The organism is Ruegeria sp. HKCCA5463, from assembly GCF_013034175.1.
Classification (GTDB): Bacteria; Pseudomonadota; Alphaproteobacteria; order Rhodobacterales; family Rhodobacteraceae; genus Ruegeria.
Map to the genome: position 1 here is coordinate 59606 of NZ_WQFL01000001.1, position 25744 is coordinate 85349.

Here is a 25744-nt window from a genome sequence, read left to right on the forward strand (position 1 = left end):
TGGCCGGTTCTTGCGCCCGTTTTCCACCGGCCGACGCACTTCTTGCATGAGACGGGCAGATGCAGGAGCGCGAAATGACGGAAATCCTACTCAAGAATGCTGATCTGATCCTGACGATGGACGAGTCCCGGCAGGAATTGTCCAAGGCCGATATTTTGGTCCGCGACGGGCAGATTGCCCAGATCGGGCAGGGACTGGAATCAGAGGGTGAGGAGCATGATGTTTCGGGCTGTCTGGTGACGCCCGGCCTGGTGAATACCCACCACCATCTTTATCAAACCCTGACACGGGCGGTGCCGGGCGGGCAGGATGCGTTGCTGTTTGGTTGGCTGCAAACGCTCTATCCGATCTGGTCGCGTTTCGGGCCGGAGGAAATGTTCACCTCGGCCCAGATCGGTTTGGCCGAACTGGCGCTGTCGGGGTGCACGCTCAGTTCCGATCACCTTTACCTCTATCCCAACGGCGCGCGGCTTGAGGATACGATCGCGGCCGCGTCCGAGTTGGGGATGCGGTTTCATCCGACACGCGGCGCGATGAGCATAGGCGAGAGCGACGGGGGCCTGCCACCGGATCATCTGGTGGAAAAAGAGGCCGCTATTCTGGACGACATGGTACGTGTCGTGGATGCGTTTCACGACCCGTCGGAGGGGTCCATGTGCCGCGTTGGCCTTGCCCCGTGTTCACCGTTTTCCGTCAGCCGGGATCTGATGCGCGATGCGGCGTTGCTGGCGCGGGACAAGGGCGTGATGCTGCATACCCATCTGGCCGAGAATGATGAGGATATCGCCTATTCGCAGGCGCAATTCGGCTGCCGCCCGGGGCAATATGCCGAGGAATTGGGCTGGACCGGCCCGGATGTCTGGCACGCCCATTGCGTCAAGCTGGACGGGGCCGAGATTGATCTGTTCTCGCGCTCGGAAACAGGCGTGGCCCATTGCCCCTGTTCAAATTGCCGCCTCGGATCGGGTATCGCACCGGTGCGGGCGATGCGCGATGCGCGTGTCAAGGTCGGCCTCGGCGCCGATGGATCGGCCAGCAATGACAATGGCAACCTCATGCTTGAGGCGCGCCAGGCCATGTTGCTGCAACGGGTCGCCAATGGTGCAGATGCCATGTCGGCTCGCGAAGCGCTTGAGATCGCGACGCGCGGCGGAGCGGATGTGTTGGGACGTCCCGATTGTGGACGGCTGATGCCCGGAAAACGAGCCGATATTGCGGTGTGGGATACCCGCGGCATCGAAAGCGCGGGCAGTTGGGATCCGGCGGCGCTGCTTCTGGCGGGGCCGATGTCGGTGAAACACCTGTTCGTCGAAGGCCGCCAGATCGTACGTGACGGGCACATAACGACCATCGACCTGCCCCACGTGATCGAACGCCAGAACACGCTTGCCCGGGCGTTGCAGGCCTAAGCCGCCTGCTGTCCGCCGATCCAGACCTCTGCCACGGCGCGATCATCGCCCATCATGATGGATGGGAAGATCGCTTCCCAAACGTCTTCTGCATGGGCCTCGCGCTGGGCGATGGCGGGGGTCGAGGCGAGGTCGATCACGACCAGATCCGCCTCCATCCCCCGGGTTATGTTTCCGATGCAGTCGTCCATGCGCAGGCTTCGGGCCGATCCGACCGTGCCCAACCACAGCAATTGCGCCGGATGCAGGGGACGACCGCGCAATTGGCCGATCTCATAGGCGGCGGCCATGGTGCGCAGCATCGAAAAGCTGGACCCGCCGCCGGTATCCGTGGCCAGACCGATCCGGTGGCCATCATGGATCAGCCCGTTCATGTCAAACAATCCCGATCCGATGAAGGTGTTCGACGTGGGGCAATGGATCAAAGAGGCATCGACCTCGCGCAGCCGATCCCGTTCCCGGTCTTCCAGATGGATGACATGGCCATACAGGCCGTTCTGGCCCAACAGGCCGAATTTCTCGTAGGTATCCAGATAATCCCTTGCATCAGGGAACAGGGATCGAACCCATTCGATTTCATCCGTTTGCTCGCTCAGGTGGGTTTGCATGAGACAATGGGGATGCTCGGCCCAAAGCGCGCCCATGGCCTCGAGCTGTTCCGGGGTTGACGTCGGTGAAAAGCGCGGCGTGATCGCATAGGACAAGCGGTCGACGCGATGCCATTTTTCCAGCAGGGCGGCGGATTGGTCGTAAGCCGTCTGCGCGGTGTCGCGCAGACCTTCGGGCGCGTTCCGGTCCATGCAGGTCTTGCCGGCGACGACACGCTGCCCACGCTGTTGCGCCGCGGTGAAAAAGGCATCCACGCTTTCAGGGTGAATCGTGCAAAAACTGCACATGGTCGTGGTGCCGTGGGCGGTCGTCAGGTCCAGATACCGGTTGGCGATCTCGGTCGCATAGTCGAAATCGCCGAACTTCATCTCTTCCGGGAAGGTGTAGGTGTTCAGCCAGTCGATCAGCCGTTTGCCCCAGCTGGCGATCATCGCCGTCTGTGGATAATGCACATGCGGATCGACGAACCCAGCCATGATCAGGCGCGTTCCGTGATCCTTCGTGACTGCGTCAGGATGGGCTTTTTTCAGCGCATCGGCGGTGCCGACCTCTGCAATTCGCCCGTGTTCGATCACGACCGCTTCGTCCAGCCGGGTCGCCTCGGTCGGCTCTCCGTCGAAGGGTGATCCTGTGAAACTCAGAACACGCCCTTTCAAAAGCGTCTTTTGCGCCATTTTCCCTGTTCTCCACCTGTTTGGAACCGCACACCAGCATAGGCGGACGAAAGAAGTGGGTAAATCGGCGCATTGTCATTGTTTTCCGGTAGCTGCTTCTTCTATTTAGGGGCCAATCGCAAAAAGGGGCAGAGCATGACGACAGGCAGAGACGAAGCCGGACACGATCAGCCCCGGGATGAAGACGCCTATGCGTTGGACCCCAAGGCAGTTGCGGCGATCCTGTACGCGGTGGATATAGACGACCGCGACAAGCTGGTTGAGTTGATGGAGCCGCTGCACTCGGCCGACATTGCAGACCTTCTTGAACAGATCAATCCGTTTGACCGGGCGCGCCTGATCCGCCTGTACGACAAAGAGTTCGACGGCGACATCCTGTCTGAACTGGATGAATCGGTTCGTGAAGAGGTGATCTCGGTTCTGAACCCGGATGTTCTGGCCGAAGCCGTGCGCGAGATGGAAAGCGACGATGTCGTTGACCTGCTGGAAGACCTTGAGGAACCGCAGCAGGAAACCATTCTGGACGCATTGGAGGATTCTGAAAGGATCGCAGCCGAGCAGGCATTGTCCTACCCCGAGAACTCGGCCGGTCGTCTCATGCAGCGGGAAGTCGTCATGGCGCCCGAACATTGGAGCGTTGGGCAAGCCATCGACTTCATGCGCGCCAATGATGATTTGCCCGAACAGTTCTATCACGTCGTTCTGGTCGATCCGCGCCTGAAACCGGTTGCTCAGGTGACGTTGGGCAAGCTCATGGCGGCGCGGCGTGAAGTGCCGCTGATTGATCTGGCAGAAGAAGAGTTTCACATCATCCCCGTCGATCAGGATGAGGAAGACGTGGCTTATGCCTTCAACCAGTATCACCTGATCTCGGCCCCGGTGGTGGATGCGGATGGCCGTTTGGTCGGTGTCATTACCATTGACGACGCGATGGTCGTTCTGGATGAAGAACACGAAGAGGACATCCTGCGTCTTGCCGGCGTAGGCGACGAAAGCTCGTTGTCCGACAGTGTGGCGGCAACCAGCCGGCGAAGGTTGCCCTGGTTGGCTGTGAACCTGTGCACGGCGATCTGTGCCTCTTTGGTGATTTCTCAGTTCGAGGCTGCGATTGATCAACTGGTTGCTCTGGCAATCCTGATGCCCATTGTCGCGTCGATGGGCGGTAACGCGGGCACGCAGTCGCTGACGGTGGCCGTGCGTGCGCTGGCGACGCGCGACCTGACTAATGCAAACGTTATGCGAGTGATCCGACGGGAATTGCTGGTTGGCATGCTCAACGGGCTGTGCTTTGCCATCGTGTTGGGCACCGTCGGGATGCTGTGGTTCGATTCCCCGCTGCTGGGTGTCGTGATCGGGGCGGCCTTGGTCGTGAATATGATCATCGCCGGGTTCGCAGGTACGGTAGTACCTGTCTTGCTGGACCGCTTGGGCATCGACCCTGCGCTGGCATCGGGAACCTTTGTGACAACCACGACGGATGTCATGGGTTTCTTCATATTTCTTGGGCTTGCCAGCGTGGTGCTACTGTGACCGATCTGACCGACATCAAAGCCGCGGCGCGCAAAGCGGCCTTTGCCCGCCGCAAGGCCGCGTTTGATGCGCGCCTGCCGGGTGCAGCCGGGCGCTTGTCCGAGGTTCTGGCAGGCCATCGCGGCGTGCCCCTGTCAGGTTACATGCCGATCCGGACCGAGATCGACCCGGTGCCCGCGATGGCCGAAGCATCGGCTTATGGCCCGGTGGGTGTGCCTGTCATCCAGGCAGCCGGTCAGCCGCTGAAATTCTCTCGCTGGACGCCGGACGGTGTGCTCAAGGATGGCCCGTTCGGTGCAAAAGTGCCCCAGGTGGATGACTATTTCGACCCCGAAATTCTGATCGTTCCGCTGGTCGCCTTCGACGCAAATGGTGGCCGCCTGGGGTATGGCGGCGGGTTTTATGACCGAACGCTGGAAGGCTTGCGCGCCAAACGCCCGACGCTTGCCATCGGTTTTGCATTTGATGCGCAAGAGGCTGCGGACCTGCCGCTCGAGCCAACCGACCAACCGCTGGACATGGTTGTCACGGAAAGCCGCGTGCTGACCTTCTAGCTGCTACTGTTCGAAATGGCTGCGCAAGTAATCCCAAGCATCCACCTCGGTGCCGTCCTTCAGGATGCAGATGCCATAGACACTGCCGTCTTCGTTTTTACGAAGCTGGTAGGTCCCGTCGTTTTCAATGCAAAAGGTCGCGGCGGGGTTGGGCATGGATGTCTTGGTGCCTTCGGCAGCGGCAGCAGTTGCCGCCAAAAGGCAGCCGGTCAGAACAATTGACGGCTTCACGAAGAATTCCTTCTGTATTCAAGAGACGTATCGAAACATTGCCACGGCAGAATTTGATTTCAACCCCCAAGTCTGCCGTTAATTTCACGCTTCCGCCTTGTTATTGCCCAGTACAGCCCCTACGACCCGGATCATGAGGATTCTGTTTCTTGGTGATGTCATGGGGCGCGCGGGCCGCGCGGCCGTTCAGCAGCATTTGCCGCGCCTGCGCGACGAATGGCGGCTGGATTTTGTCGTGGTCAATGGCGAAAACGCGTCGAACGGCATGGGGCTGACCGGAGATCACGCCAGGCTGTTGCTCGACGCCGGAGCGGATTGCCTGACGCTGGGCGATCATGCGTTCGACCAGAAAGACATGCTGCAATTCATCGAGAAGGAACAGCGCATCATACGACCCGTGAACTTCGCCAAAGGCGCGCCGGGGCGGGGTCATCGGCTGTTCACGGCGCCGGGGGGGCGCAAGGTTCTGGTGGTTCAGGTGCTGGGTCAGGTCTTTATGAAACGCCCGTTCGACGATCCATTCTCGGCTATCGAACCTATCCTGAAATCCCATCCCAGAGGCGGGCAGGCGCAGGCGATCATCGTGGACATGCATTGCGAGGCCACGTCCGAGAAGATGGCGATGGGGCACTATTGCGACAAACGTGCAAGCCTTGTGGTGGGAACGCATACCCATGTCCCGACGGCTGATTCCCAGATTCTGCCGGGTGGCACCGCGTATTTGACCGATGCCGGCATGTGCGGAGATTACGATTCGGTCATCGGCATGGACAAGCAGGAGCCCATGCGACGGTTCATCACCGGTATGCCCAAGGCGCGCTTTACTCCTGCAAACGGCGAGGCCACACTGAGCGGCGTGTTCGTGGAAACCGATGATCGTGACGGACAGGCCAAAACCGTGCGTATGGTGCGCGTCGGAGGGCGCCTGGAACAAGCCGGGCCCGAATAGTCATCGTCAGGCTTGCTCTGTCGGGCGCAATGCGTGAAACTGCATGTCATCAGGCGCTTGGGCCCGGGTTCGGACAGAATACCACGAATGAATTTCCTTTCACTGACAGACACAGGAAGCGCGGTTCTGGCGCTGGTCATCGTTGCGGGCATGTTCATCATGTTCCTGCGCGAGGTTTATCCGACCGAGGTCGTGGCCATTGGCGGTGTCTCACTGATGCTTGTAACCGGCATTCTGCCCTATCAAAACGCGCTTGCAGTTCTGTCCAACCCGGCACCCTGGACGATTGCCGCGATGTTCATCATCATGGGTGCTTTGGTGCGGACCGGAGCCTTGGACTCGTTCACCTCGACCGCGCAAAAGCAGGCTCAGGTGAATCCGCGTATCGCCATCGCATTGCTCATGGGGTTTGTCGTGCTGGCCTCGGCGGTGGTTTCGAATACGCCAGTGGTCGTGGTGATGATACCGGTCTTTGTGCAAATCGCCCGCACCCTGAATGTTCCCGCGTCCAAATTGCTGATTCCGCTGAGTTATGCAGCCATTCTGGGCGGCACGCTTACATTGATCGGCACGTCCACCAACCTGCTGGTCGATGGTGTGGCCCGCGCGCAGGGGATGAAACCCTTTACGATTTTCGAAGTCACGCCGCTGGGGATCGCGCTGGTGATCTACGGCATGATCTATTTGCGGTTCATAGCGCCCAAACTGTTGCCCGAGCGGGACAGCATGGCGTCGCTGCTCAGTGATCGGTCCAAGATGAAGTTCTTTACCGAGGCCGTCATTCCGCCGGACAGCAACCTGATCGGGCGCGAAGTGACAGGAGTTCAACTGTTCAAGCGGCCGGGTGTACGCTTGATCGATGTTCTCCGAGGGGATGAATCCCTGCGGCGAAACCTCAAGGGCGTCGAACTGCGGGTCGGCGACCGTGTCGTGTTGCGAACCGAGATGACCGAGTTGTTGAGCTTGCAAAGCAACAAGGAACTCAAGCGCGTGGACCAGGTGTCTGCCGTTGAAACCAAGACGGTTGAGGTGCTGATCACGCCCGGATGCCGTCTGGTGGGGCGGACCCTTGGGATGATGCGGCTTCGGCGTCGTTATGGCGTTTACGTGCTGGCGGTGCACCGTCGCAACCAGAATATCGGCCGTCAGCTGGATGACTTGGTGGTCAGGGTTGGGGATACGCTGCTTTTGGAAGGTGCCCCGGCGGATATCCAGCGGCTGGCGGCGGAAATGGACATGGTGGACGTCACCCAGCCATCGGCTCGTGCCTTCCGTCGAAGCCATGCACCGATTGCGATTGGGGCTCTTGTAGGGATTGTTGCACTTGCCGCGCTGGGCATTGCGCCCATCCTGTTGTTGTCGATTGTGGCCTGCGCCGTGGTTCTGCTGACCCGCTGTATCGATGCGGATGAGGCGTTTTCTTTTGTGGAAGGTCGCCTGTTGGCATTGATCTTCGCGATGCTGGGCATAGGGTCTGCGCTTGACAGCTCGGGCGCGGTTTCTCTGATCGTCGAGGCCGTTGCGCCGGGGCTCAGTGTCTTGCCGCCATTCCTCATTATCTGGGCGATTTACCTGCTGACCTCGGTGCTGACGGAACTGGTTTCCAACAACGCCGTGGCGGTTGTGGTCACCCCGATCGCCATCGGTCTGGCTCAGGCGGTCGGAATAGATCCGCGCCCACTGGTCGTCGCGGTCATGGTGGCGGCTTCGGCATCTTTTGCTACTCCGATCGGATACCAGACGAACATGATGGTCTATGGCCCCGGGGGCTACAGGTTCACCGACTTCATGAGGGTCGGTGTGCCGCTGAACCTGACGGTCGGATTGTTGGCGTCTCTGCTGATCCCGTTGATCTGGCCGTTATGACATCGGCACAGATTTGCCGCTTTATCCGCGGCGTACTTGTAAATGTCGGATGAACAGCAATCTTTTGTAGAAATATTACTTCAAGGGGTACTGCCATGCTGACATTCGGCCGCACCATGTTTCCTGCGGTTGCTTTCGCCACCGTTTTGAGCGGCGCATCGCTTGCCGGAACCGTCGAAGGAACTGCAACCTACCGAGAGCGTATTGCGCTTCCGCCTGACACGACCTTGTTCGTCGAGCTTCAGGATATCTCATTGGCGGATGCGCCGGCCGAAACGCTTGCCGCGCAGAGATATGCCTTAACCGGTGTGCCGGCGCAGTTCGAACTGACCTATGATGACGCATTGATTCAGGACGGGCGCAGATACGCCGTGCGTGCTTCGGTCATGCAGGGGCAAAAGCTGTTGTTCACCACGGATACCGTTTATCCGGTACTGACACATGGGGCCGAGAATTCTGCTGACCTGCTGATGATACAGGTGCAACACCAAGGTGCCGCGATGCTGGAAAACACCGAATGGGTCGCTTCGGGCCTCAATGGTGCGGCTGTCGAGACAGAGAAACGACCTGAACTTGCTTTTGGGCAGGGCGGGGCATTTTCAGGCAGCGGCGGTTGCAACCGGTTCAGTGGCCAGGCCGAGATTTCTGACAATCGGATTGCGTTCCCGGACAATATGGCTGCAACGCTCATGGCTTGCCCACCCCCGCTGGATGAGGTCGAGCGGCAGTTTCTCAAGGCGATGCAAAGTGTCACGACCTTCGCGATGCAAGGCAACGCGCTGGCCTTGCTGGATGCTCAGGGTGAGCCGGTGATCAAAATGATGCGCAAGTAATAGGGCAGGGCTGTCACGCGATGGCCCTCGATCGCCCGGCGTTGCGACCCGAAAAGATGCAGCCGCCCAGGAAGGTTCCCTCAAGCGCGTTGTAACCGTGATAACCACCGCCACCGAATCCGGCGACTTCGCCGGCTGCGAACAGGCCCGGCACAACCTGACCGTCGGCGCCGATCATCTGACTGTCCAGATTGGTCTGCAAACCGCCCAGTGTCTTGCGGGTCAGCACGTGCAGCTTGACTGCGATCAGCGGGCCGTTCTTTGGGTCCAGGAACTTGTGCGGTTTGGCGGTGCGGATCAGCTTGTCGCCGCGATAGTTGCGCGCCGCCAGGATCGCCATCATCTGCGCATCTTTTGAGAACGGATTGTCCACCTGTGAATCCCGTGCTTCGATCTGGGCGCGCAGATGCGCCTCGTCGATCAGACCCCCGCCCAGATGGTTCATGCCGCTCACCAGTTCGGTCAGCGTGTTGGCCACGACGAAATCCTCGCCGTGTTCCTTGAACGCCTCGACCGGTGCAGTTGCCTTGGAACCGGACAGAATGCGCTGACGGATCACCTCTTTCCAGCTGCCCGAGGTGAAATCGGGGTTCTGTTCGGACCCGGACAGAGCGAATTCCTTCTTGATGACCTTTTGGGTCAGAACAAACCAGCTGTATTCGTATCCAGTTTTCAGGATTTCCTTCAACGTTCCCAGCGTATCGAATCCCGGCAGGCAGGGCGGTTCCAGACGGTTTCCCTTGGCGTCGAACCACATTGAACTGGGGCCGGGCAGAATGCGAATGCCATGGGCGGGCCAGATCGGATCCCAGTTGCACACACCTTCGGTGTAATGCCACATACGGTCGCCGTTGATGACATGGCCACCGGCCTTTTCGCTGATGGCGATCATCCGACCATCCACATGGAAGGGCACACCCGCCACCATGTCCTTGGGCGGTTCGCCCAGGCGGTCGCGGGGCCAGTTCTGGCGCACCATCTCGAAATTGCCACCTATCCCGCCCGAGGTGACGATGACCGAGGGTGCATAGACCTCGAACTCGCCGACCTCGTCGCGGTTGGTCTTGCCGCCGCGCGGGGCCGCGTCATCGGCCAAAACCTCGCCCGAGACGCCCTTGGCCTCGCCGTTCTGCATGATGATATGGCTGACCTGATGGCGGAACTTCAGCTGGATCAGACCGGCGCTGACATGGGCGCGGACCCGGCGGATGAAGTGCTCCAGCACGCCGGGTCCGGTGCCCCAGGTGATGTGAAAGCGCGGGACGGAATTGCCATGCCCGTTTGCATAAGACCCGCCACGTTCAGCCCAGCCCACGACCGGAAACCAGCGCAGGCCCATGTCATGCAGCCAGGGGCGCATTTCACCGGCGGCGAACTCGACATAGGCCTCGGCCCATTTGCGGGGCCAGGTGTCTTCTTCGCGGTCAAACTGTGCGCTTCCCATCCAGTCGCGCAACGCCAGATCGTGGCTGTCGCGGATACCCATGCGGCGTTGTTCAGGCGTGTCGACCATGAACAGGCCACCCAGGCTCCAGAAGGCCTGACCGCCCAGAAAACCTTCTGGTTCCTGATCGAGTATTATTACCTTTTTGCCTCGGTCGCCCAGTTCGGCTGCGGCGGCCAATCCGGCCAGACCAGCACCGATTACGATCGCATCAGCAGTGTTGTTTGTCATAACGGTCCTTTCAGCGCCTGCGGAACCAGACGAGAAACGGCAGAACCACGGCGTACATCGTAATGCCATAAACCGCCGAGGGCAGGGCCAGCGGGCTGAACCCGCTTTCGGTATTCGTGATAAGCGCCGCCAGTGTAATGCCCAGCGTGGAGTTTTGAATTCCGGTTTCGATCGAGATCGTCTTGCACTCATTCCAGGACAGGTTTGATATCCGCGCCAGCCCCAACCCGATGAACAGCAGGGCGATATTCAAAGAAACCAAGCCTGCGCCCATGATGCCAAGATTGTCGACGAACAATTGCCAGTTCCCGGCCAGTGCCGCGGCAACGATCAGCACGAACAAAACGGTCGCGAGCGTCGACAATCCCGGCTCTACGCGGTTTGCAAACCCTGTTGCAAAGTTGCGAACTCCGACCCCGATGCCCACGGGAAGCGTTGTTATCAGAAACAATGCAACAGCCAGCCCGGTGATCGAAACCTCGGAGGCTTCGTCGCCCATGAAATGCGCGATCGACCACGCGGCCAGTATTGGCACGGTCACCATCGACAAAAGGCTGATCACGGCGGTCAGGCTGACCGAAAGTGCGACATCGGCTTTGGCGAGCTTGGAGAGGATGTTGCTGGTTACGCCGCCCGGGCAAAAACTGAGCAGCATGAAACCAACCGCGATCTCGGGGGGCAATGCAAAGATTGTGACCGTCACGAAGGCCGCGACTGGCAAGAGAACAATCTGGCTTGCCGCCCCGATGGCAAAGGCGCGTCGCCGGCTCAGGACACGACGGAAGTCTGCCACCTCCAGCCCGATGCCAAGAGACAACATGATAATGGCAAGCGACACCGGCAAGCCGACATTCAAAAGCAAATCCAAGGACAACTCCTCCCAAAGTTGCGTCAGATCAGCCTATGCGAGGGGGCAAGGCGCAGGCAACCGCGCCGTTGGGTCATTCGTATCGTCGGACGAACTGGCGCAGGATCTCGCCCGGCTGCGTGACATCGGCCGAATGGCAGTGGTCGATCAGTTTTTGCGCGTCTTCAGGCGGGAAATAGCCGTGGTTCTTGTAGATATTGATGCGCTGTTCAAAATCCCTGGCGTCTGCTTCGGGGTGGAACTGCGTGGCGTATACGTTCTGCGCCCAACGGATCATCTGGAACGGGCAGGGGTCTGACGCGACAAGGTGAACGCATCCTTTCGGCAGAGCCTGAACCGCTTCCTTGTGGCCAACGAAAGCGTCGAAGGTGGGTTCCAACCCGGCGGTCAACGGATCCCGCTGCCCTTCCGGGGTCAAATGGCACGTGGATGGCCCAACGGGTTCGCCATACCGCGCCTTGCTGACGTCGCCGCCCAGATACGCCGCCAGAATACCAAGGCCATAGCAGCAGCCCATGAACGGGTGATCTTGCGCGATGATCTGCGGCATCAACCCCATGATCGCAGCCTCGATCCGGGCATCCAGCGGGGATTTGGTCGCCGGGTCGTCACTGACGCATCCCGGTCCGCCGCCTACGATGACACCGGCATAGTCCGTGACATCCAACCCTTCTGGCAGGTCGTCGCAATCCAAACGGATGCGATGCGTCTGTTCAGGAGACAACCCGCTCCGGTTCAGGATCGAGGCATATTCGGCATCGGACGCATCTGTTTCGGGGCGCAGTTGCAGGATCAAAAACGGTTTCATACGCAGCCTTTACCCGTCACAGCGGCCAGAATACAAGAATGGCGGGAACAGAAACGGCTATGATCAGCACTTCCAGCGGCAATCCCATGCGCCAGTAATCTCCGAACCGATAGCCGCCGGGCCCTAGAACCAGCGTGTTGTTCTTGTGCCCGATGGGGGTAAGGAACGCAGCCGAAGCCGCAACGGCCACGGTCATCAGGAACGGGTCGGGTGACACCTCGAGCGTGCGTGCCATTTGTATCCCGACAGGCGCGGCGACAATAGCAGTGGCAGTGTTGTTCAACACGTCCGACAAAGTCATCGTGACAACCATCAATACGGTCAGAATGGCCCAGGCGGGCAGACCATCGGTCAGTTGAATCAGGGCGTTTGCGATCAGTTCGGTGCCGCCCGAGGTCTCCAAGGCACTGCCCAGGGGGATCATAGACCCCAGCAGTACGACCACCGGCCATTCGATGTGATTGTAAATGTCGGTGATCGGCATGATCTTGGTCAGCACATAAGCAATCACAACCAGCCCCAAAGCAATGGGAAGGTAGATCAACCCGACACTTGCGGCCAAAACAGCGGCGGCAAACAGACCGATGGCCAGCCATGCCTTGTCGTTTGCAGTAACGTTCAGCCCGCGTCCGGCAAGGGGCAGGCAACCCAGCCATTCCGTAACATCCGCAGCGCGGTCGCGAGGGCAGAGCAGCAGCAGGATATCGCCCGGTTCCACCTCGGTCTTGCGGACCTGTTCGGTGATCCTGCGCCCCTGGCGTGAGATGCCCATCAAAACGGTGCTTTGCCGCCAGGCCAGCCCAAGCCCTTGTGCCGTGCGACCTGTGATGCGCGCGCTTTCCGGCACGACGACTTCGATCACTTCCAGCCCGTCACCCTCGGCCGTCAGCAATTCCTGCCGGCGCGTGTCCGAGAAGTTGAGATTGAGCGCTGCGCGAAACTCGTCCAGCGCCTCGGGTCGGGCTTCCAGAACCAGCGCGTCACCTTCCTGCAAGACGGCGTGCGCCGACCGGCCATAGCGCCGTTTGCCATCCCGGATCAAACCGATGATGGCCACGTCCGATTTCTCGGCCACCTCATAAAGCTCGCTGACCCGTTTGCCGATATGGGCGGATTCCGGGGGGACGGTCAGCTCGGCGATGTATTCGGCCAAGGTTTCCGATGTCTCGGCCTGCGGTCCGCGATTGGGGATCAGGCGCCAGCCCACCACTGCGACAAAGGCAAGACCGGTGATTGCGGCCAGCCCACCGACCGGGGCAAAATCGAACATGTGAAACGGCTCGCCCAGTGTTTCGGCCCGGATCGACGCTATGATGATGTTCGGTGGGGTCCCGATCAGCGTCGCCATCCCCCCCAGAATGGTGGCAAAGCTCAGCGGCATCAGCGACAGGCTCACCGATCGTCCGGCCTTGCGTGCGGTCTGGATGTCCACGGGCATCAGCAGCGCCAGCGCCGCCACGTTGTTCATAAAGGCCGACAGAACCGCGCCGATCCCACCCATCAGGGCGATATGCGCACCTAAGCCCCGCGAGGCATCAACCAGCGTGCGGGTGATCAGGAACACTGCGCCTGATCGGACTAAACCGGCAGAAACCACCAAAACCAGCGCCACGATGATGGTCGCGGGATGGCCGAACCCGGCAAAGGCACCATCCACGGGCACGACGCCCAGCACAACGCCAATCATCAGCGCGGCAAAGGCCACAAGGTCGTATCGAAACCGGCCCCACAGCAGCATTCCGAAGACGGTGATGAAAAGCGCAAAAAGAATGATCTGGTCTGTCGTCATGTCGTCACCATACTAGCCAGTGAAGCCGTCGCAAGCCGCTCTCTTGATCCTGCCCCCTGCAAACGTCTATATGAGCGCCGAACACGCAATCACGATGACGAGGACGCATTATGGCAGGCCACTCAAAATGGGCCAACATCCAGCACCGCAAGGGGCGTCAGGACGCCGCGCGGTCCAAACTGTTTTCCAAACTGTCGAAAGAGATCACCGTTGCCGCCAAGATGGGTGACCCCGATCCCGACAAGAACCCGCGCTTGCGTCTGGCCGTGAAAGAGGCCAAGTCGAACTCGGTTCCCAAGGATGTGATTGACCGTGCGATCAAAAAGTCTACTGCCGGTGAAGGCGACGATTATGAAGAAATCCGCTATGAGGGCTATGGCCCCAACGGTGTGGCCGTGATTGTTGAAACCATGACGGACAACCGCAACCGCACTGCGTCGACCGTGCGTTCGACCTTTTCCAAGAACGGCGGCAATCTGGGCGAGACGGGCTCGGTCGGGTTCATGTTCGAGCGCAAGGGCGAAGTGATTTACCCTGCATCTGCGGGTGACGCAGACACCATTTTCGAAGCCGCCATCGAGGCCGGCGCGGAAGATGTCGAAAGCTCAGAGGATGGCCACATAATCTGGTGTGCGGATACGGATCTGAACGACGTTTCGAACGCGTTGGAAGCTGCGCTGGGTGAATCGGAATCCACCAAATTGGTCTGGAAGCCGACCACCACGACCGAGCTGGGTCTGGAAGACATGCAAAAGCTGATGAAGCTGGTGGATGCGCTGGAAGACGATGACGACGTACAGCGCGTCACGACCAATTTCGAAGCCTCGGATGAGGTGATGGCACAGCTCTGAGCTGTTGCGGATCTTGACGGCGAAACCCGGCTCAACCGTCGGGTTTTTTCGTTTTCGGACAGTTTCGAAGAGTTGTTGGCTGAACCCTTCGAAACGCATAGGCTGGAAAAACCCGGAATTTCCGAGACAACGCCACCGAAAGATCCACGATGGATGCGACTGCTGAAAAGGCCAAGCGAAACGTGCCGGTTCTTGCTGGGCAGAGTATCGTGTCTCAGGTTGCGTGGACTCTGGGCAGCCCATCGGTGGTTTTGCCGTTTCTGGCCGTGTCATTCGAACTGCCGATGTTCGTGGCGGGCGCGCTGGTTTCGGTGCGAATGATTGGCAGCATGATTTCCGATTTCTTTCTGGCGCAATCCGTCGCGGCGAAATCGCAAAAGAAACGCGCAATCGCTCTGACCGAAGCGATCATCGGATCCTGTCTGGTCCTGGCAATGGTGGCCGCCGCGACCGGGGTCGTTCCGTTGATCGCAGTGGTTTTCGTGGCGGTCTTTTTCGTGATCGGTCTTGTGGACGAGGTGCAGAACCTGATGTTCACCGATCTGCTGGGCGATCATGTCCACTCGCGTTCGCGCATGGTCCTGCATTACCTGCAACTTGGGGGCGGAGGCTTGTGTGCCATCGGTCTTGCCATGTTGGTGCATCAGATCACCAAGGAAAACCCACCTTTTTCGCGCCACTCAACCATGATCGGTGTATCGGTTGCGTTTTTCATGCTGTCAGGGCTTTTGATACTGGCCATGACAGAGAATGCCCGCTCGGCGGAGCCGGCAAACAAGACCGGACCCAAAGCAAAGCTGTCGTTCAAGGCCAATGCCCGGGGTATTCTTGGCATGTTCGAATACTCGTGGTTTCGGCGTTACATGGTCATGCGAATGTTGTTGGTGGCTGTTTCGCTCTCTGTCCCATTCTTTGCGCTGATCGCGGCCGAGGCGCATCACAGCTCGGCCAGGGGACTGACCGCGATGATTGTTTCATCTGCTTCAGGCTATCTTGTGTCCGGGCCTTTGTGGCAGGTCGTGAACATGAAGTCTCATCGTGCCGTCATGGTGGTCGGGACACTGATGGTGGCCGCAACCGGCGGTGTTCTTCTGGCATTTCACTACTTGGGTATCGATCACGATGTGCATCTGCACGCGATCGCGCTGTTTGTCGTCACCGTTGCGGTGACCGGGATCAGCAGCGCGCGCAAGCTCTATTTCCTGGACGTCGCACCCAAGGAACAGCGCGTTCAGGGATCAGCGGCGATCAAGTCTTTTACCCGTTTGTTGGCGGTGCTGCTTTCGGCGGCCTTGGCCGCAGTCGCCCATATGCACGAGGTTGTATTGGCCGTCGCGTTCATAGTCGCAGTCAGCCTGGTGGCCTGCGTGACATGCTACCTGACAATGTTGCCGGACCGAAAGGACGCCTCTGGCACACAGGGCTGATGCGGCTCCGCTCAGAAAAAGGAAGAAATCTCGTCCAGGGGCTTTTTCAGCTTTGCAACGGACGGCACGGTCGCGGTTTCCGAGGGATGTCCAACTGCTATGATCATTGTCGGTTTCTCTGAAGCGGGCCGACCCAGCGCATCGGTCAGAAACCGCATCGGGTTCGGGGTATGTGTCAACGTGCTGAGACCGGCGTGATGCAATGCCGCCAGCAGAAAGCCGGTGGCAATGTTCACACTTTCCGGCACGTAGTAATTCTTGTACCGCGTCCCGTCTTCGAATTGCCCCCAGCGTTGGGCAAAGACCACGATCAGCCACGGGGCGACGGTCAGGTGTTCCTTGACCGCGTTTGTCCCGATGGGTTCCAGAGCCTTGATCCATTCATCGCCCGCCCCTCCCGCGTAAAAGCGACGCTCTTCTTCTTCGGCTTCCTCGCGGATGCGAAGTTTCAGCTTGGGGTCCGAAATGGCAGCAAAATGCCAGGGCTGGTGGTTTGCACCTGACGGGGCCGTGCCCGCGGCGCGCAGGCAGGTTTCGATCACATCACGAGCCACCGGGCGCGTGGAGAAGTCCCGAACGGTATGACGCCGCCGCATCTTTTCAAAGAAAGCCGCAGCCGCGTCCTGCATGTCAGCATCACTGATCTCGCATCGGTCGGGCAGGGGAATGGGGTCATAACTGAGGGCGTCGCGCGAGAACATTGGTTCCTCCAATCAAATGAGTCTGACTATTTGCCTTGTGACGGTAGCAAAACCCGTTGCGCAGCATGCTGGACCGCTTGTGTAAGGGGTTTGAGCGCCGGGGCAAGAACCCGCCCGACCTGCCAGCTGAGCGCGATGTCCAGTGGCGCATCGGGCACGATCGGGCTCAGCAGCCCACGTGCCATGGCGTCTTGCACAAGGGCTGCGGGGTTCATGCCCCAGCCAATTCCGGCGACTGCGGCATCAACGAACCCTTGCGAAGATGGCAGGAAGTGGAAAGGCGGTGACAGATGTTTGCCGGTGTGATTTGCGATCCACGCTTTTTGCAGACCGTCCTTCCTGTTGAAGACAAGGCAAGGCGCTTTGCTGAGGGTTTCCTCGGTCACGCCGTTCTTGAACCAGGTGTTGACAAATTTCGGGCTGGCGGTGGGCAGATATCTCAACACGCCCAACTCAATCGCGTCGCAACCGCTCACGGTTTGTCCGCCGACGGTGACGGCGGCGCTGACCTCGCCGCGCCTCAGCCAGTCTGCAGAATGATCCTGATCGTCGATCACAAGGTCGAACAGCATGTCGGGCACCCGCGCCATCGCGTCAATGAACCAGGTGGCCAGAATGTCGGCGGGTACCGCAACGCGAACCCGCGCGGACCCGGGTTCTTGTGCCAGAGTCAATTCCCGAGCCAGCTGCGCTTCCAGCAAACCGACATCTTCGGCGTAACGTGCGATGCGCTGCCCTGCTGGCGTTCCGGTGCAAGGGGTTCCCCGATGGATGAGCGAGGCGCCCACGCGATCCTCCAGCGCTTTTATCCGCTGGGATATCGCCGAAGGGGTTACAGCCAGTTCCGCCGCCGCCGCATCAAAGCTGCCATGGCGCAGAATGGCTGACAAAGCGGCCAATTGGTGAGGGTCCAGCAGCATTAGCAAAACTTAACTGAGGGCAACATCTTTAATTTGATAGATCGTATCGCGGCCATTAGTCAACGCAATGGCAACGCAGGAGGTACCATGCCTACATCCGTGATCGCCGGTTTCGCACTGGGTTTCAGCCTGATCCTCGCCATCGGGGCGCAGAACGCCTTTATTCTGAGGCAGGGCTTGCGCCGCGAGCATGTGTTTTTTCTGTGCCTGACCTGCGCGGTGTCTGATGCCATCCTGATCGGAGCAGGCGTGGCAGGTTTTGGCACTCTGGCACAGGCCGCACCTTGGTTCGAAACCGTGATGCGATACGGTGGGGCGGCATTCCTGACCTGGTATGGCCTGCGCAGTCTCCGGTCGTCCTGGCTGGGTGGTTCGGTGATGGAAATCGGCAATGGCAAGCGAACCAGCCTCAAGGCCGCGCTGCTGACGGTATTTGCGTTCACCTGGCTGAATCCGCATGTATATCTGGATACGGTCGTGCTGATCGGTTCGATCTCGGCCCAATATGACGACCGGCTTGGTTTCGCCCTCGGCGCGATGACATCCAGCTTTGTATTCTTCTTTTCGCTTGGCTATGGGGCAAGCATCCTGTCGCCTGTTTTTGCGCGCCCCAGGGCGTGGCAGGTGCTGGACGCAGGGATTGGCGTGGTCATGTTGGGTATCGCGCTGAAACTTGTTACCATGTGAAGGGTTGTTCCCGGCCGGGTTTCGGTGTTCAACCTTGAACATGACTTCATCCACCGTATCGTCCCGCCCGCTTGCCGGCATGTTCTGGATGTTCGCTGCCGGCTTGTCCTTTGTTGTGATGACCGCGCTGGTGAAGTCGCTGGGCACATCGATGAATTCCATCCAGGCCGCCTTTCTGCGATATGTGCTGGGGTTGGTGTTTCTGTTGCCGGCCATGCGGTCGATCATGGCGACGCATCTGACCCCCCGCCTGCTGACGCTTTTCGGTCTGCGAGGCATCGTGCATGCGGTTGCGGTCATGCTCTGGTTCTTTGCGATGACACAGATCCCACTGGCCGAAGTTACAGCCATGAATTACATGACACCGGTTTACGTCACACTGGGGGCGGCCCTGTTTTTGGGCGAAAAGCTGGCCTTTCGCCGGATTGCTGCGATTCTTGTCGCTCTGATTGGCGTCCTGATCATCCTGCGGCCCGGGTTTCGCGAAGTGTCATCAGGCCATCTGGCCATGCTGGGAACGGCCCTGACCCTTGGGGGGTCGTATTTATTGGCCAAAATTCTGGTGCGTGACGTACCGCCCGCCGTCGTTGTGGCACATCTGTCGATCTGGGTGACCATTGCCTTGATACCCTTTGCGATCGCCGTTTGGACGCAGCCAAGCCTGCGGGATATCGGGGTTCTTTTTCTGGTGGCCAGTTTTGCGACCGCCGGGCACTATTTCATGACCCTGGCGCTTCAGGCGGCGCCGGTGGCCGTCACGCAGCCGGTGACGTTTCTTCAGTTGATATGGGCCACGATCCTGGGCGCCGCGGTTTTCCATGAAAGCGTTGACGTTTGGGTTGTCGCGGGCGGCACGCTGATCCTTGCCGCCGTGAGCTTTATCTCATGGCGCGAATTCGTGTTGAACCGCCGGGACTTGACGCCTCCGAGTATTGCGCCGAAGCTGTAACGACACCGCTTCCTGATTTTTCATTAATTGACGAGTCAATAAAAACCCCCTAGCGTGGTCCCGTGACGCCTGCTCAAGGGGAGAACGATGCCAAAAGTCGGAATGGAGCCAATCCGCCGGGATGCGATTGTACGCGCAACAATCGCTGAGCTGGGCGTGAAGAAATCCCTTGATGTAACAGTCAGTCAGATTGCCAAACGTGCCGGCATGTCCAGCGCGCTTGCGCACCACTATTTCGGCGGCAAGGATCAGATCTTTCTGGCCGCCATGCGCCGGATCCTGTCGGACTTCGGCGAAGAAGCAAGGGGCGAGCTGAAAGCGGCTGCGGCGGACGAAAGGGCGCAGGCGATCGTAAGGGCGTGTTTTGCGCCTTCTTGTTTCACACCCGATGTGATCGCGGCCTGGATGACCTTCTACGTGCTGGCTCAGACCAATGATGATGCCCTGCGCCTGTGGCAGATCTATCAGGCCCGCATCAAATCCAATTTGACCCACGCCCTGCGGCACAAGTTGGCTGACCCGCAAGAGGCGGCTGAGAACATGGTTGCCCTGATTGACGGGCTGTACATCCGCGCCGCACTCAGCGCCCCTGAAGAACCGCAACTGGCCGTGAACCACGCGATGCGTGTGCTCAATACTCTGCTCGAGGCTGAATAATGACAAAACCGAACATTCTGATCCTGATGGTGGATCAGCTAAACGGGACTCTCTTTCCAGACGGTCCCGCTGACTGGCTTCACGCTCCGAACCTGAAGAAACTGGCGGAACGGTCAACCCGATTTGCCAACGCTTACACGGCGTCGCCCTTGTGCGCGCCCGGGCGGGCCAGCTTCATGTCCGGTCAATTGCCGTCGCGCACCGGCGTCTATGACAACGCGGCCGAATTTCGCAGCGATATCCCCACATACGCGCATCACCTGCGCCGCGCGGGCTATTACACCTGTTTGTCGGGCAAGATGCATTTCGTCGGCCCCGATCAGCTGCACGGGTTCGAAGACCGCCTGACCACCGACATCTACCCGGCCGATTTCGGCTGGACCCCGGATTACCGCAAGCCGGGTGAACGCATCGACTGGTGGTATCACAACATGGGGTCCGTCACCGGCGCGGGTGTTGCCGAGATTTCCAACCAGATGGAATACGACGACGAGGTCGCCTATAACGCCAAGGCCAAACTTTATGATCTGGCACGTGGCAAGGATGACCGCCCGTGGTGCGTGACCGTCAGCTTCACGCACCCCCATGACCCATATGTTGCCCGCCGCAAATACTGGGACCTTTACGAAGATTGCGCACATCTGCTGCCCGAGGTCGCCGATCTGGGTTATGACAATCAGGACCCCCACGCCAAGCGCATCTTCGATGCCAATGACTGGCGCAGTTTCGACATCACCCAAGAAGATACCCGCAAGTCGCGTCGCGCCTATTTCGCCAATATTTCCTATCTGGACGACAAGATCGGCGAAATCCTCGAAGTGCTGGAAACCACCCGGCAAGAGGCGATCATCCTGTTCGTTTCGGATCACGGCGACATGCTGGGCGAACGCGGGTTGTGGTTCAAGATGAACTTCTACGAAGGCTCGGCGCGTGTGCCGCTTATGATCGCTTCGCCTGATCTGCCCGCCGGCCGGATAGATGCTCCGGTATCGACAATAGACGTAACGCCGACCCTGGGGGCGCTGGCTGGCGTAGACATGGCCGAGATCGCCCCCTGGACCGATGGCGAAAACCTCGTGCCGTTGGTACTGGGCGAAGAACGAACCACACCGGTAACCATGGAATACGCGGCCGAGGCATCCTACGCGCCGCTGGTCTCGCTGCGATATGGCAAGTGGAAATACAACCGCTGTGCGCTGGACCCTGATCAGTTGTTTGATCTTGAGGCCGACCCGCACGAACTGAACAATCTGGCAGACAGCCCCGAACACGCAGGCACGTTGCAAACACTGCGTGCCAAATCCGAGGCCCGTTGGGATCTGGATCGCTTCGATGCCGAAGTCCGTGCCAGCCAGGCTCGGCGTTGGGTTGTGTACGAAGCGCTGCGGCAGGGCGGATACTACCCGTGGGATTATCAGCCGCTGCAAAAAGCGTCGGAACGCTACATGCGCAATCACATGGATCTGAACATCGTCGAGGAAAGCGCCCGGTTCCCGCGCGGCGAATAACCTCTTCATCTTTTCGAAAATACTCCCGCCGGAGGCATCCAACCTTCTCGGCGGGGCAGGAGTTGTGGAAATGGAAGCAGATTTTGTCATCGTCGGCGCAGGGTCCGCAGGCTGCGCAATGGCATATCGTCTGAGCGAGGCCGGGGCCTCGGTTCTGGTGATCGAACACGGCGGCACCGACATGGGGCCGTTCATTCAGATGCCGGCGGCGCTGAGCTATCCGATGAACATGTCGCGCTATGACTGGGGCTATCAGTCCGAGCCCGAGCCGCACCTGAACAACCGTCGCCTGGCCTGTCCGCGCGGCAAGGTGATCGGCGGGTCGTCCTCGATCAATGGCATGGTCTATGTTCGCGGCCACGCGCGCGATTTCGATACCTGGGCCGAGATGGGGGCTGACGGTTGGTCTTACGCGGATGTTTTGCCTTATTACAAACGGATGGAAACCTGGCACGACGGCGGCCATGGGGGAGATCCGGCATGGCGCGGCACTGACGGTCCGTTGCACGTGTCGCGCGGCCCGCGCGAGAACCCGTTGTTTCAGGCCTTTGTGGACGCCGGTCAGCAGGCCGGTTACGAAGTCACGGGCGACTACAACGGTGAAAAGCAGGAAGGCTTTGGCCCGATGGAGCAGACCGTCTGGAAGGGGCGGCGCTGGTCTGCGGCGAATGCCTATCTGAAACCCGCGCTCAAGCGCGACAATTGCGATATCGTGCGCGGTCTTGCGTCTCGGGTTGTCATGGAAAACGGCCGCGCCACAGGGGTCGAACTGATCCGCGGCGGCAGGAAAGAGGTCATCAAGGCCCGGCGCGAAGTCGTTCTTGCTGCATCGTCGATCAACTCGCCCAAGCTGCTGATGTTGTCCGGTATCGGCCCGGCGGCGCATCTGGCCGAGCATGGGATCGACGTCGTGGCGGATCGCCCGGGGGTTGGTGCCAACCTACAGGACCATCTTGAGCTTTACATCCAACAGGCGTCGCTGCAACCGATCACGCTCTACAAGCACTGGAACCTGTTCAGCAAGGGCCTGATCGGGGCGCAATGGCTGTTTACCAAAACGGGATTGGGCGCATCGAACCAGTTCGAAAGCGCGGCGTTCATCCGGTCGAAACCGGGCGTGGAATACCCCGACATTCAATACCACTTCCTGCCGATAGCGGTGCGCTATGATGGGCAGGCCGCTGCCGAGGGGCACGGGTTCCAGGCGCATGTCGGCCCGATGCGGTCGCCGTCACGCGGGGCGGTCACATTGCGCTCTGCCCAAGCCGCAGACGCGCCGGTGATCAAGTTCAACTACATGAGCCATGAAAAGGATTGGGAGGATTTCCGCACCTGTATCCGGCTGACCCGCGAAATCTTTGGGCAAGCCGCCTTCAAGCCCTTTGCGGGCAAGGAAATTCAGCCCGGTTCCGCTGTCCAAACGGATGAAGATCTGAACGCCTTTATCGCGGAGCATGCGGAAAGCGCCTACCACCCCTGCGGTACGTGCCGGATGGGGCGCGCGGATGACAAGAATGCGGTAGTCGACCCCCAAGGCCGTGTCATCGGCGTGGACGGGTTGCGCGTTGCGGACAGTTCAATCTTTCCGCAGATCACCAACGGCAACCTGAATGCGCCGTCTATCATGGTGGGTGAAAAAGTGTCGGATTCGCTTTTGGGCAAAGGTCCGTTGCCGAAGGCCAATGATCGTCCGTGGATTCACCCAAACTGGGCAACCGCTCAACGTTAACCTTTCCAAACGGCCCCCGGTTGAATGCGCGTGAAATACCGCGCATATCGGGGGCATGTTAAGGATTTGTTTAGCCTTTGTTCTTCTGCTTCCAGGTCTGACCCATGCCGCAGAGCACCTTGCGGGTCGGGTTCACGTAATCGATGCGGACACCTGGAATGTCGGTGGTGTTCGGGTGCGGCTGCACGGTATCGATGCGCCCGAACTGGATCAGACCTGTCAGGATTCCGACAGATCAAGCTGGCCATGCGGGGCGTGGGCCACTCATAAGGTTCAGAAGCAGTTTCAGGGACGGATGACCACTTGTGTCCCGTTGGATCGGGATCGCTACGGTCGCATCGTTGCTCGGTGCAGCGTGGAGCGCGAAGACGTCGCCGCCCGGATTGTAGAGCAGGGCTTGGCCTTTGCGTACCGCAAATATTCGGACACGTATGCAGGTGCCGAACAGGTCGCGAGGATTGAAAACAGGGGATTGCACAAGACACAGATACAGGTGCCTTGGGTCCACAGGGCACGCAAGAAACCGAAATCCTCTGAAACATGCCTAATCAAAGGAAATGTTTCGTCAAAGGGCGAAAGGATCTTTCACGAACCGGGCCAGAGGTACTATGCCAAAACCCGGATCAGTGCAGCCAAGGGCGAGCGATGGTTCTGCTCTGCTGCCGAAGCACGTGCAGCGGGTTGGCGTGCTGCGCGACGCTGAATTCTGAATTTTTCCTGTATGAAATTGATCCGCGTCAAAGTGGGCGGCGCGTCAAGCTTCTACCACTGATATGCAACGACATATGAAGGAGCGAACAGACATGTCCCACACCCCGCATGAACTGGCCGAAGAGTTTCCGGACAAGGTTGAACTGATGAGCCAGCTCAAGCAAACGGACGCGCATTTTGCTCGTCTGGCTGATGAGTATCACGAGGTCAATCGCGTTGTGCATCGGGCCGAAACCAACGTCGAACCCATGGAAGACCTGGCCGAAGTTGATTTGCGCAAGAAACGGGCAGCGCTGAAAGACGAAATCTGGGCGATTTTGTCCAAGGCCTGAACACCAGTGCCGGGGCACTCGCTGTCCCGGCCCGGGTCGGGCTCCCCCGGTTAATTTCTGGCCATACGAAATCAGGTGACTTCGTAAGGCAGGGTGCCGCGCGTATGGGTGTCGATGCTGAGACGGCGTTCCAGCGGCGGGACTGAACGCTGATGGCAGTTTTGCCGCTCGCAGATGCGGCAGGAAATGCCGATGGGCTCGTAAGCGCTGGCGTTGTTTATGTCGAGGTTATCGGCATAGACAAGCGCCGGGGCGTGGCGCACCTCGCACCCCAGCGCAATTGCGTACCGCCTGACCGGTGCGCCGAATGAACCACCTGATTTCGACACATCCCGAGCCAGCGAGATGTAACGCACACCATCCGGCGTTTCTGCCAGTTGCCGAAGGAAGTGTCCCGGCGTTTCAAAGGCCCGATGTACGTTCCAAAGGGGGCAGGCGCCACCGAACCGTGCAAATTGCAGACGCGTGGCCGAGTGCCGTTTCGTGATCGTTCCGGCCTGATCCACGCGGACAAAAAAGAACGGGATACCTTTTGCACCCGGGCGTTGCAGCGTTGACAGTCTATGCGCAACCTGCTCGATCGATGCGCCGAACCGGTTGCTGAGCAGCTCCAGATCGTGGCGATCTTCCTGAGCGGCGGTCAGGAATGCGGAATAGGGCATCAAGGAAGCGCCGGCGAAATAATTGGCAAGGCCGATCTTGGCGATGGACCGCGCCTCTTCGCTTTGGAACTTGGCAAAATCCAGTGTCGCTTCCAGCAGTTTGTCCTGACTGATCAATGCGACCTGCAACAGCAGTTGAAACACTTGCGTTTGCGGGGTCGAGCGGGAGGAAAGGCGCAGGATTTTGCTTTCGGCGTCATAGGTGCGCAAAGGGGCGATGTCAGAGAACATCACTTGAATGCCACGCTCAGTCAGGCTGTTCAAAGCCGCCTGCCGGATACTGCCCGGGTTTTCAGCGCGATTGGCGAACAGCTCTGCCGCCCGGTCCACGGCGTCGATGTAGTTGTCGCAATAATGGAAGAAGTCCCGCACCTCTTCCCAGGGGCTGGCCTGCATTCGGGCGTCTTCTCGCCCCAAGGCTTCGTCCAGTGAGGCGAGGCGTTCATGCGTTTGCCGGTAGGTTTTGTGCAACTCGATAAATGCGCGGGCCAATGCCGGGGCGTTTGATGCCGTCAGGCGTAAATCGGCAAGTGGCGGCAGAATATCCGCAAAAACCGGGTCGGCCAAAGCTTCGCGCATATCCGATACCAGTCGCTCACTGTCGCCGGTGCTGAGCTCGGTGACATCCATGCCGAATTCTTGTGCCAGAGCCAACACAACCGTGGTCGAGATCGGCCGGTTGTTGTTCTCCATCTGGTTCAGATATGGGAGTGAAACACCCAGTTTCGCCGCGAATTCGCGTTGTGTCAGGGCCAGTCGCGTGCGCATTTCACGCAGCTTCGCGCCGGCATAGAGCTTTTGGGTGGCCATGAGGT

At 59.4% G+C, this 25744-nt stretch carries 24 protein-coding genes; 15 read left to right on the forward strand and 9 right to left on the reverse strand.

What is annotated here, in order from left to right; translation table 11 throughout:
• Positions 1-74 precede the first annotated feature (74 nt).
• Complete coding sequence (locus GOW09_RS00325) at positions 75-1409, forward strand: 8-oxoguanine deaminase (RefSeq protein ID WP_171114774.1); 1335 nt, start codon at positions 75-77, stop codon at positions 1407-1409.
• Here the strand turns inward: GOW09_RS00325 and guaD are convergent.
• Entirely contained in the window at positions 1406-2692 is a 1287-nt protein-coding gene (gene guaD / locus GOW09_RS00330; protein ID WP_171114775.1) for a guanine deaminase, read from the reverse strand. The two genes, GOW09_RS00325 and guaD, sit on opposite strands and share 4 nt — an antisense overlap.
• 135 nt (positions 2693-2827) lie before the next feature.
• Here guaD and mgtE point away from each other — a divergent pair, with 135 nt between their 5' ends.
• Positions 2828-4222 carry a magnesium transporter gene (gene mgtE, locus GOW09_RS00335; RefSeq protein WP_171114777.1) on the forward strand — a complete coding sequence of 465 codons (1395 nt, stop codon included), beginning with the start codon at positions 2828-2830 and terminating at the stop codon, positions 4220-4222.
• Positions 4219-4776, forward strand: a complete 558-nt coding sequence (locus tag GOW09_RS00340) for a 5-formyltetrahydrofolate cyclo-ligase (RefSeq protein ID WP_171114779.1) — start codon at positions 4219-4221, stop codon at positions 4774-4776. The genes mgtE and GOW09_RS00340 overlap by 4 nt, the downstream gene beginning before the upstream one ends.
• Before the next feature lie 3 nt (positions 4777-4779).
• On the opposite strand, the gene GOW09_RS00345 is transcribed toward GOW09_RS00340, so the two are convergent.
• A complete protein-coding gene (locus GOW09_RS00345) occupies positions 4780-5007 on the reverse strand; it encodes a DUF333 domain-containing protein (protein WP_367397076.1) in 228 nt (75 codons plus the stop codon).
• Between the two features lie 133 nt (positions 5008-5140).
• Between GOW09_RS00345 and GOW09_RS00350 the strand changes: the two genes are divergently transcribed.
• The 3 genes from GOW09_RS00350 to GOW09_RS00360 all read left to right on the forward strand — a co-directional run bounded on the left by GOW09_RS00350 (position 5141) and on the right by GOW09_RS00360 (position 8655).
• Positions 5141-5956 (forward strand): TIGR00282 family metallophosphoesterase, encoded by an 816-nt coding sequence (locus tag GOW09_RS00350; protein ID WP_171114781.1) that lies wholly within the window; start codon positions 5141-5143, stop codon positions 5954-5956.
• A gap of 87 nt (positions 5957-6043) precedes the next feature.
• Positions 6044-7822, forward strand: a complete 1779-nt coding sequence (locus tag GOW09_RS00355) for an SLC13 family permease (RefSeq protein ID WP_171114783.1) — start codon at positions 6044-6046, stop codon at positions 7820-7822.
• Between the two features lie 95 nt (positions 7823-7917).
• Positions 7918-8655 (forward strand): YbaY family lipoprotein, encoded by a 738-nt coding sequence (locus tag GOW09_RS00360; protein ID WP_253283895.1) that lies wholly within the window; start codon positions 7918-7920, stop codon positions 8653-8655.
• Positions 8656-8668: 13 nt separating this feature from the next.
• Here the strand turns inward: GOW09_RS00360 and GOW09_RS00365 are convergent, their stop codons facing one another.
• From GOW09_RS00365 to GOW09_RS00380, 4 genes are all read right to left on the reverse strand, one after another.
• On the reverse strand, positions 8669-10330 hold the full coding sequence (locus GOW09_RS00365) for an FAD-binding dehydrogenase (RefSeq protein WP_171114784.1): 1662 nt from the start codon (positions 10328-10330) through the stop codon (positions 8669-8671).
• A 10-nt stretch (positions 10331-10340) separates the two neighbouring features.
• Entirely contained in the window at positions 10341-11198 is an 858-nt protein-coding gene (locus GOW09_RS00370; protein WP_171114786.1) for a bile acid:sodium symporter family protein, read from the reverse strand.
• A 73-nt stretch (positions 11199-11271) separates the two neighbouring features.
• Positions 11272-12006, reverse strand: coding sequence for a glutamine amidotransferase (locus GOW09_RS00375; protein WP_171114788.1), 735 nt, complete (start codon positions 12004-12006; stop codon positions 11272-11274).
• A 16-nt stretch (positions 12007-12022) separates the two neighbouring features.
• On the reverse strand, positions 12023-13795 hold the full coding sequence (locus GOW09_RS00380; protein ID WP_171114791.1) for an SLC13 family permease: 1773 nt from the start codon (positions 13793-13795) through the stop codon (positions 12023-12025).
• Positions 13796-13905: 110 nt separating this feature from the next.
• Here GOW09_RS00380 and GOW09_RS00385 point away from each other — a divergent pair, with 110 nt between their 5' ends.
• Positions 13906-14646, forward strand: coding sequence for a YebC/PmpR family DNA-binding transcriptional regulator (locus GOW09_RS00385; RefSeq protein ID WP_171114793.1), 741 nt, complete (start codon positions 13906-13908; stop codon positions 14644-14646).
• A gap of 149 nt (positions 14647-14795) precedes the next feature.
• Complete coding sequence (locus tag GOW09_RS00390) at positions 14796-16073, forward strand: MFS transporter (RefSeq protein WP_171114795.1); 1278 nt, start codon at positions 14796-14798, stop codon at positions 16071-16073.
• 11 nt (positions 16074-16084) lie between these two features.
• Here GOW09_RS00390 and GOW09_RS00395 read toward each other — a convergent pair whose 3' ends face one another.
• Both GOW09_RS00395 and GOW09_RS00400 read right to left on the reverse strand, forming a co-directional pair.
• Positions 16085-16774 (reverse strand): nitroreductase family protein, encoded by a 690-nt coding sequence (locus tag GOW09_RS00395; protein ID WP_171114797.1) that lies wholly within the window; start codon positions 16772-16774, stop codon positions 16085-16087.
• Between the two features lie 26 nt (positions 16775-16800).
• Positions 16801-17694, reverse strand: coding sequence for a LysR family transcriptional regulator ArgP (locus GOW09_RS00400; protein ID WP_171114799.1), 894 nt, complete (start codon positions 17692-17694; stop codon positions 16801-16803).
• Positions 17695-17781: 87 nt separating this feature from the next.
• On the opposite strand from GOW09_RS00400, the gene GOW09_RS00405 reads away from it, so the two are divergent.
• The 7 genes from GOW09_RS00405 (at position 17782) to GOW09_RS00435 (ending at position 24267) form a co-directional block, all read left to right on the forward strand.
• Complete coding sequence (locus GOW09_RS00405; protein ID WP_171114801.1) at positions 17782-18381, forward strand: LysE/ArgO family amino acid transporter; 600 nt, start codon at positions 17782-17784, stop codon at positions 18379-18381.
• Positions 18382-18421: 40 nt separating this feature from the next.
• Positions 18422-19330, forward strand: coding sequence for a DMT family transporter (locus GOW09_RS00410; protein ID WP_171116467.1), 909 nt, complete (start codon positions 18422-18424; stop codon positions 19328-19330).
• An 87-nt stretch (positions 19331-19417) separates the two neighbouring features.
• Positions 19418-19987 (forward strand): transcriptional regulator BetI, encoded by a 570-nt coding sequence (gene betI / locus GOW09_RS00415; RefSeq protein WP_171114803.1) that lies wholly within the window; start codon positions 19418-19420, stop codon positions 19985-19987.
• A complete protein-coding gene (gene betC, locus GOW09_RS00420; protein WP_171114805.1) occupies positions 19987-21495 on the forward strand; it encodes a choline-sulfatase in 1509 nt (502 codons plus the stop codon). Before betI ends, betC begins: the two co-directional genes overlap by 1 nt.
• Before the next feature lie 70 nt (positions 21496-21565).
• Positions 21566-23224: a choline dehydrogenase gene (gene betA, locus GOW09_RS00425; protein ID WP_171114807.1), complete on the forward strand. Its 1659-nt coding sequence runs from the start codon at positions 21566-21568 to the stop codon at positions 23222-23224.
• Between the two features lie 55 nt (positions 23225-23279).
• Entirely contained in the window at positions 23280-23927 is a 648-nt protein-coding gene (locus GOW09_RS00430) for a thermonuclease family protein (protein WP_171114809.1), read from the forward strand.
• Positions 23928-24027: 100 nt separating this feature from the next.
• Entirely contained in the window at positions 24028-24267 is a 240-nt protein-coding gene (locus GOW09_RS00435; RefSeq protein WP_152458727.1) for a YdcH family protein, read from the forward strand.
• A gap of 71 nt (positions 24268-24338) precedes the next feature.
• Here the strand turns inward: GOW09_RS00435 and GOW09_RS00440 are convergent, their stop codons facing one another.
• Complete coding sequence (locus GOW09_RS00440) at positions 24339-25739, reverse strand: short-chain fatty acyl-CoA regulator family protein (protein ID WP_171114811.1); 1401 nt, start codon at positions 25737-25739, stop codon at positions 24339-24341.
• Positions 25740-25744: the final 5 nt, after the last annotated feature.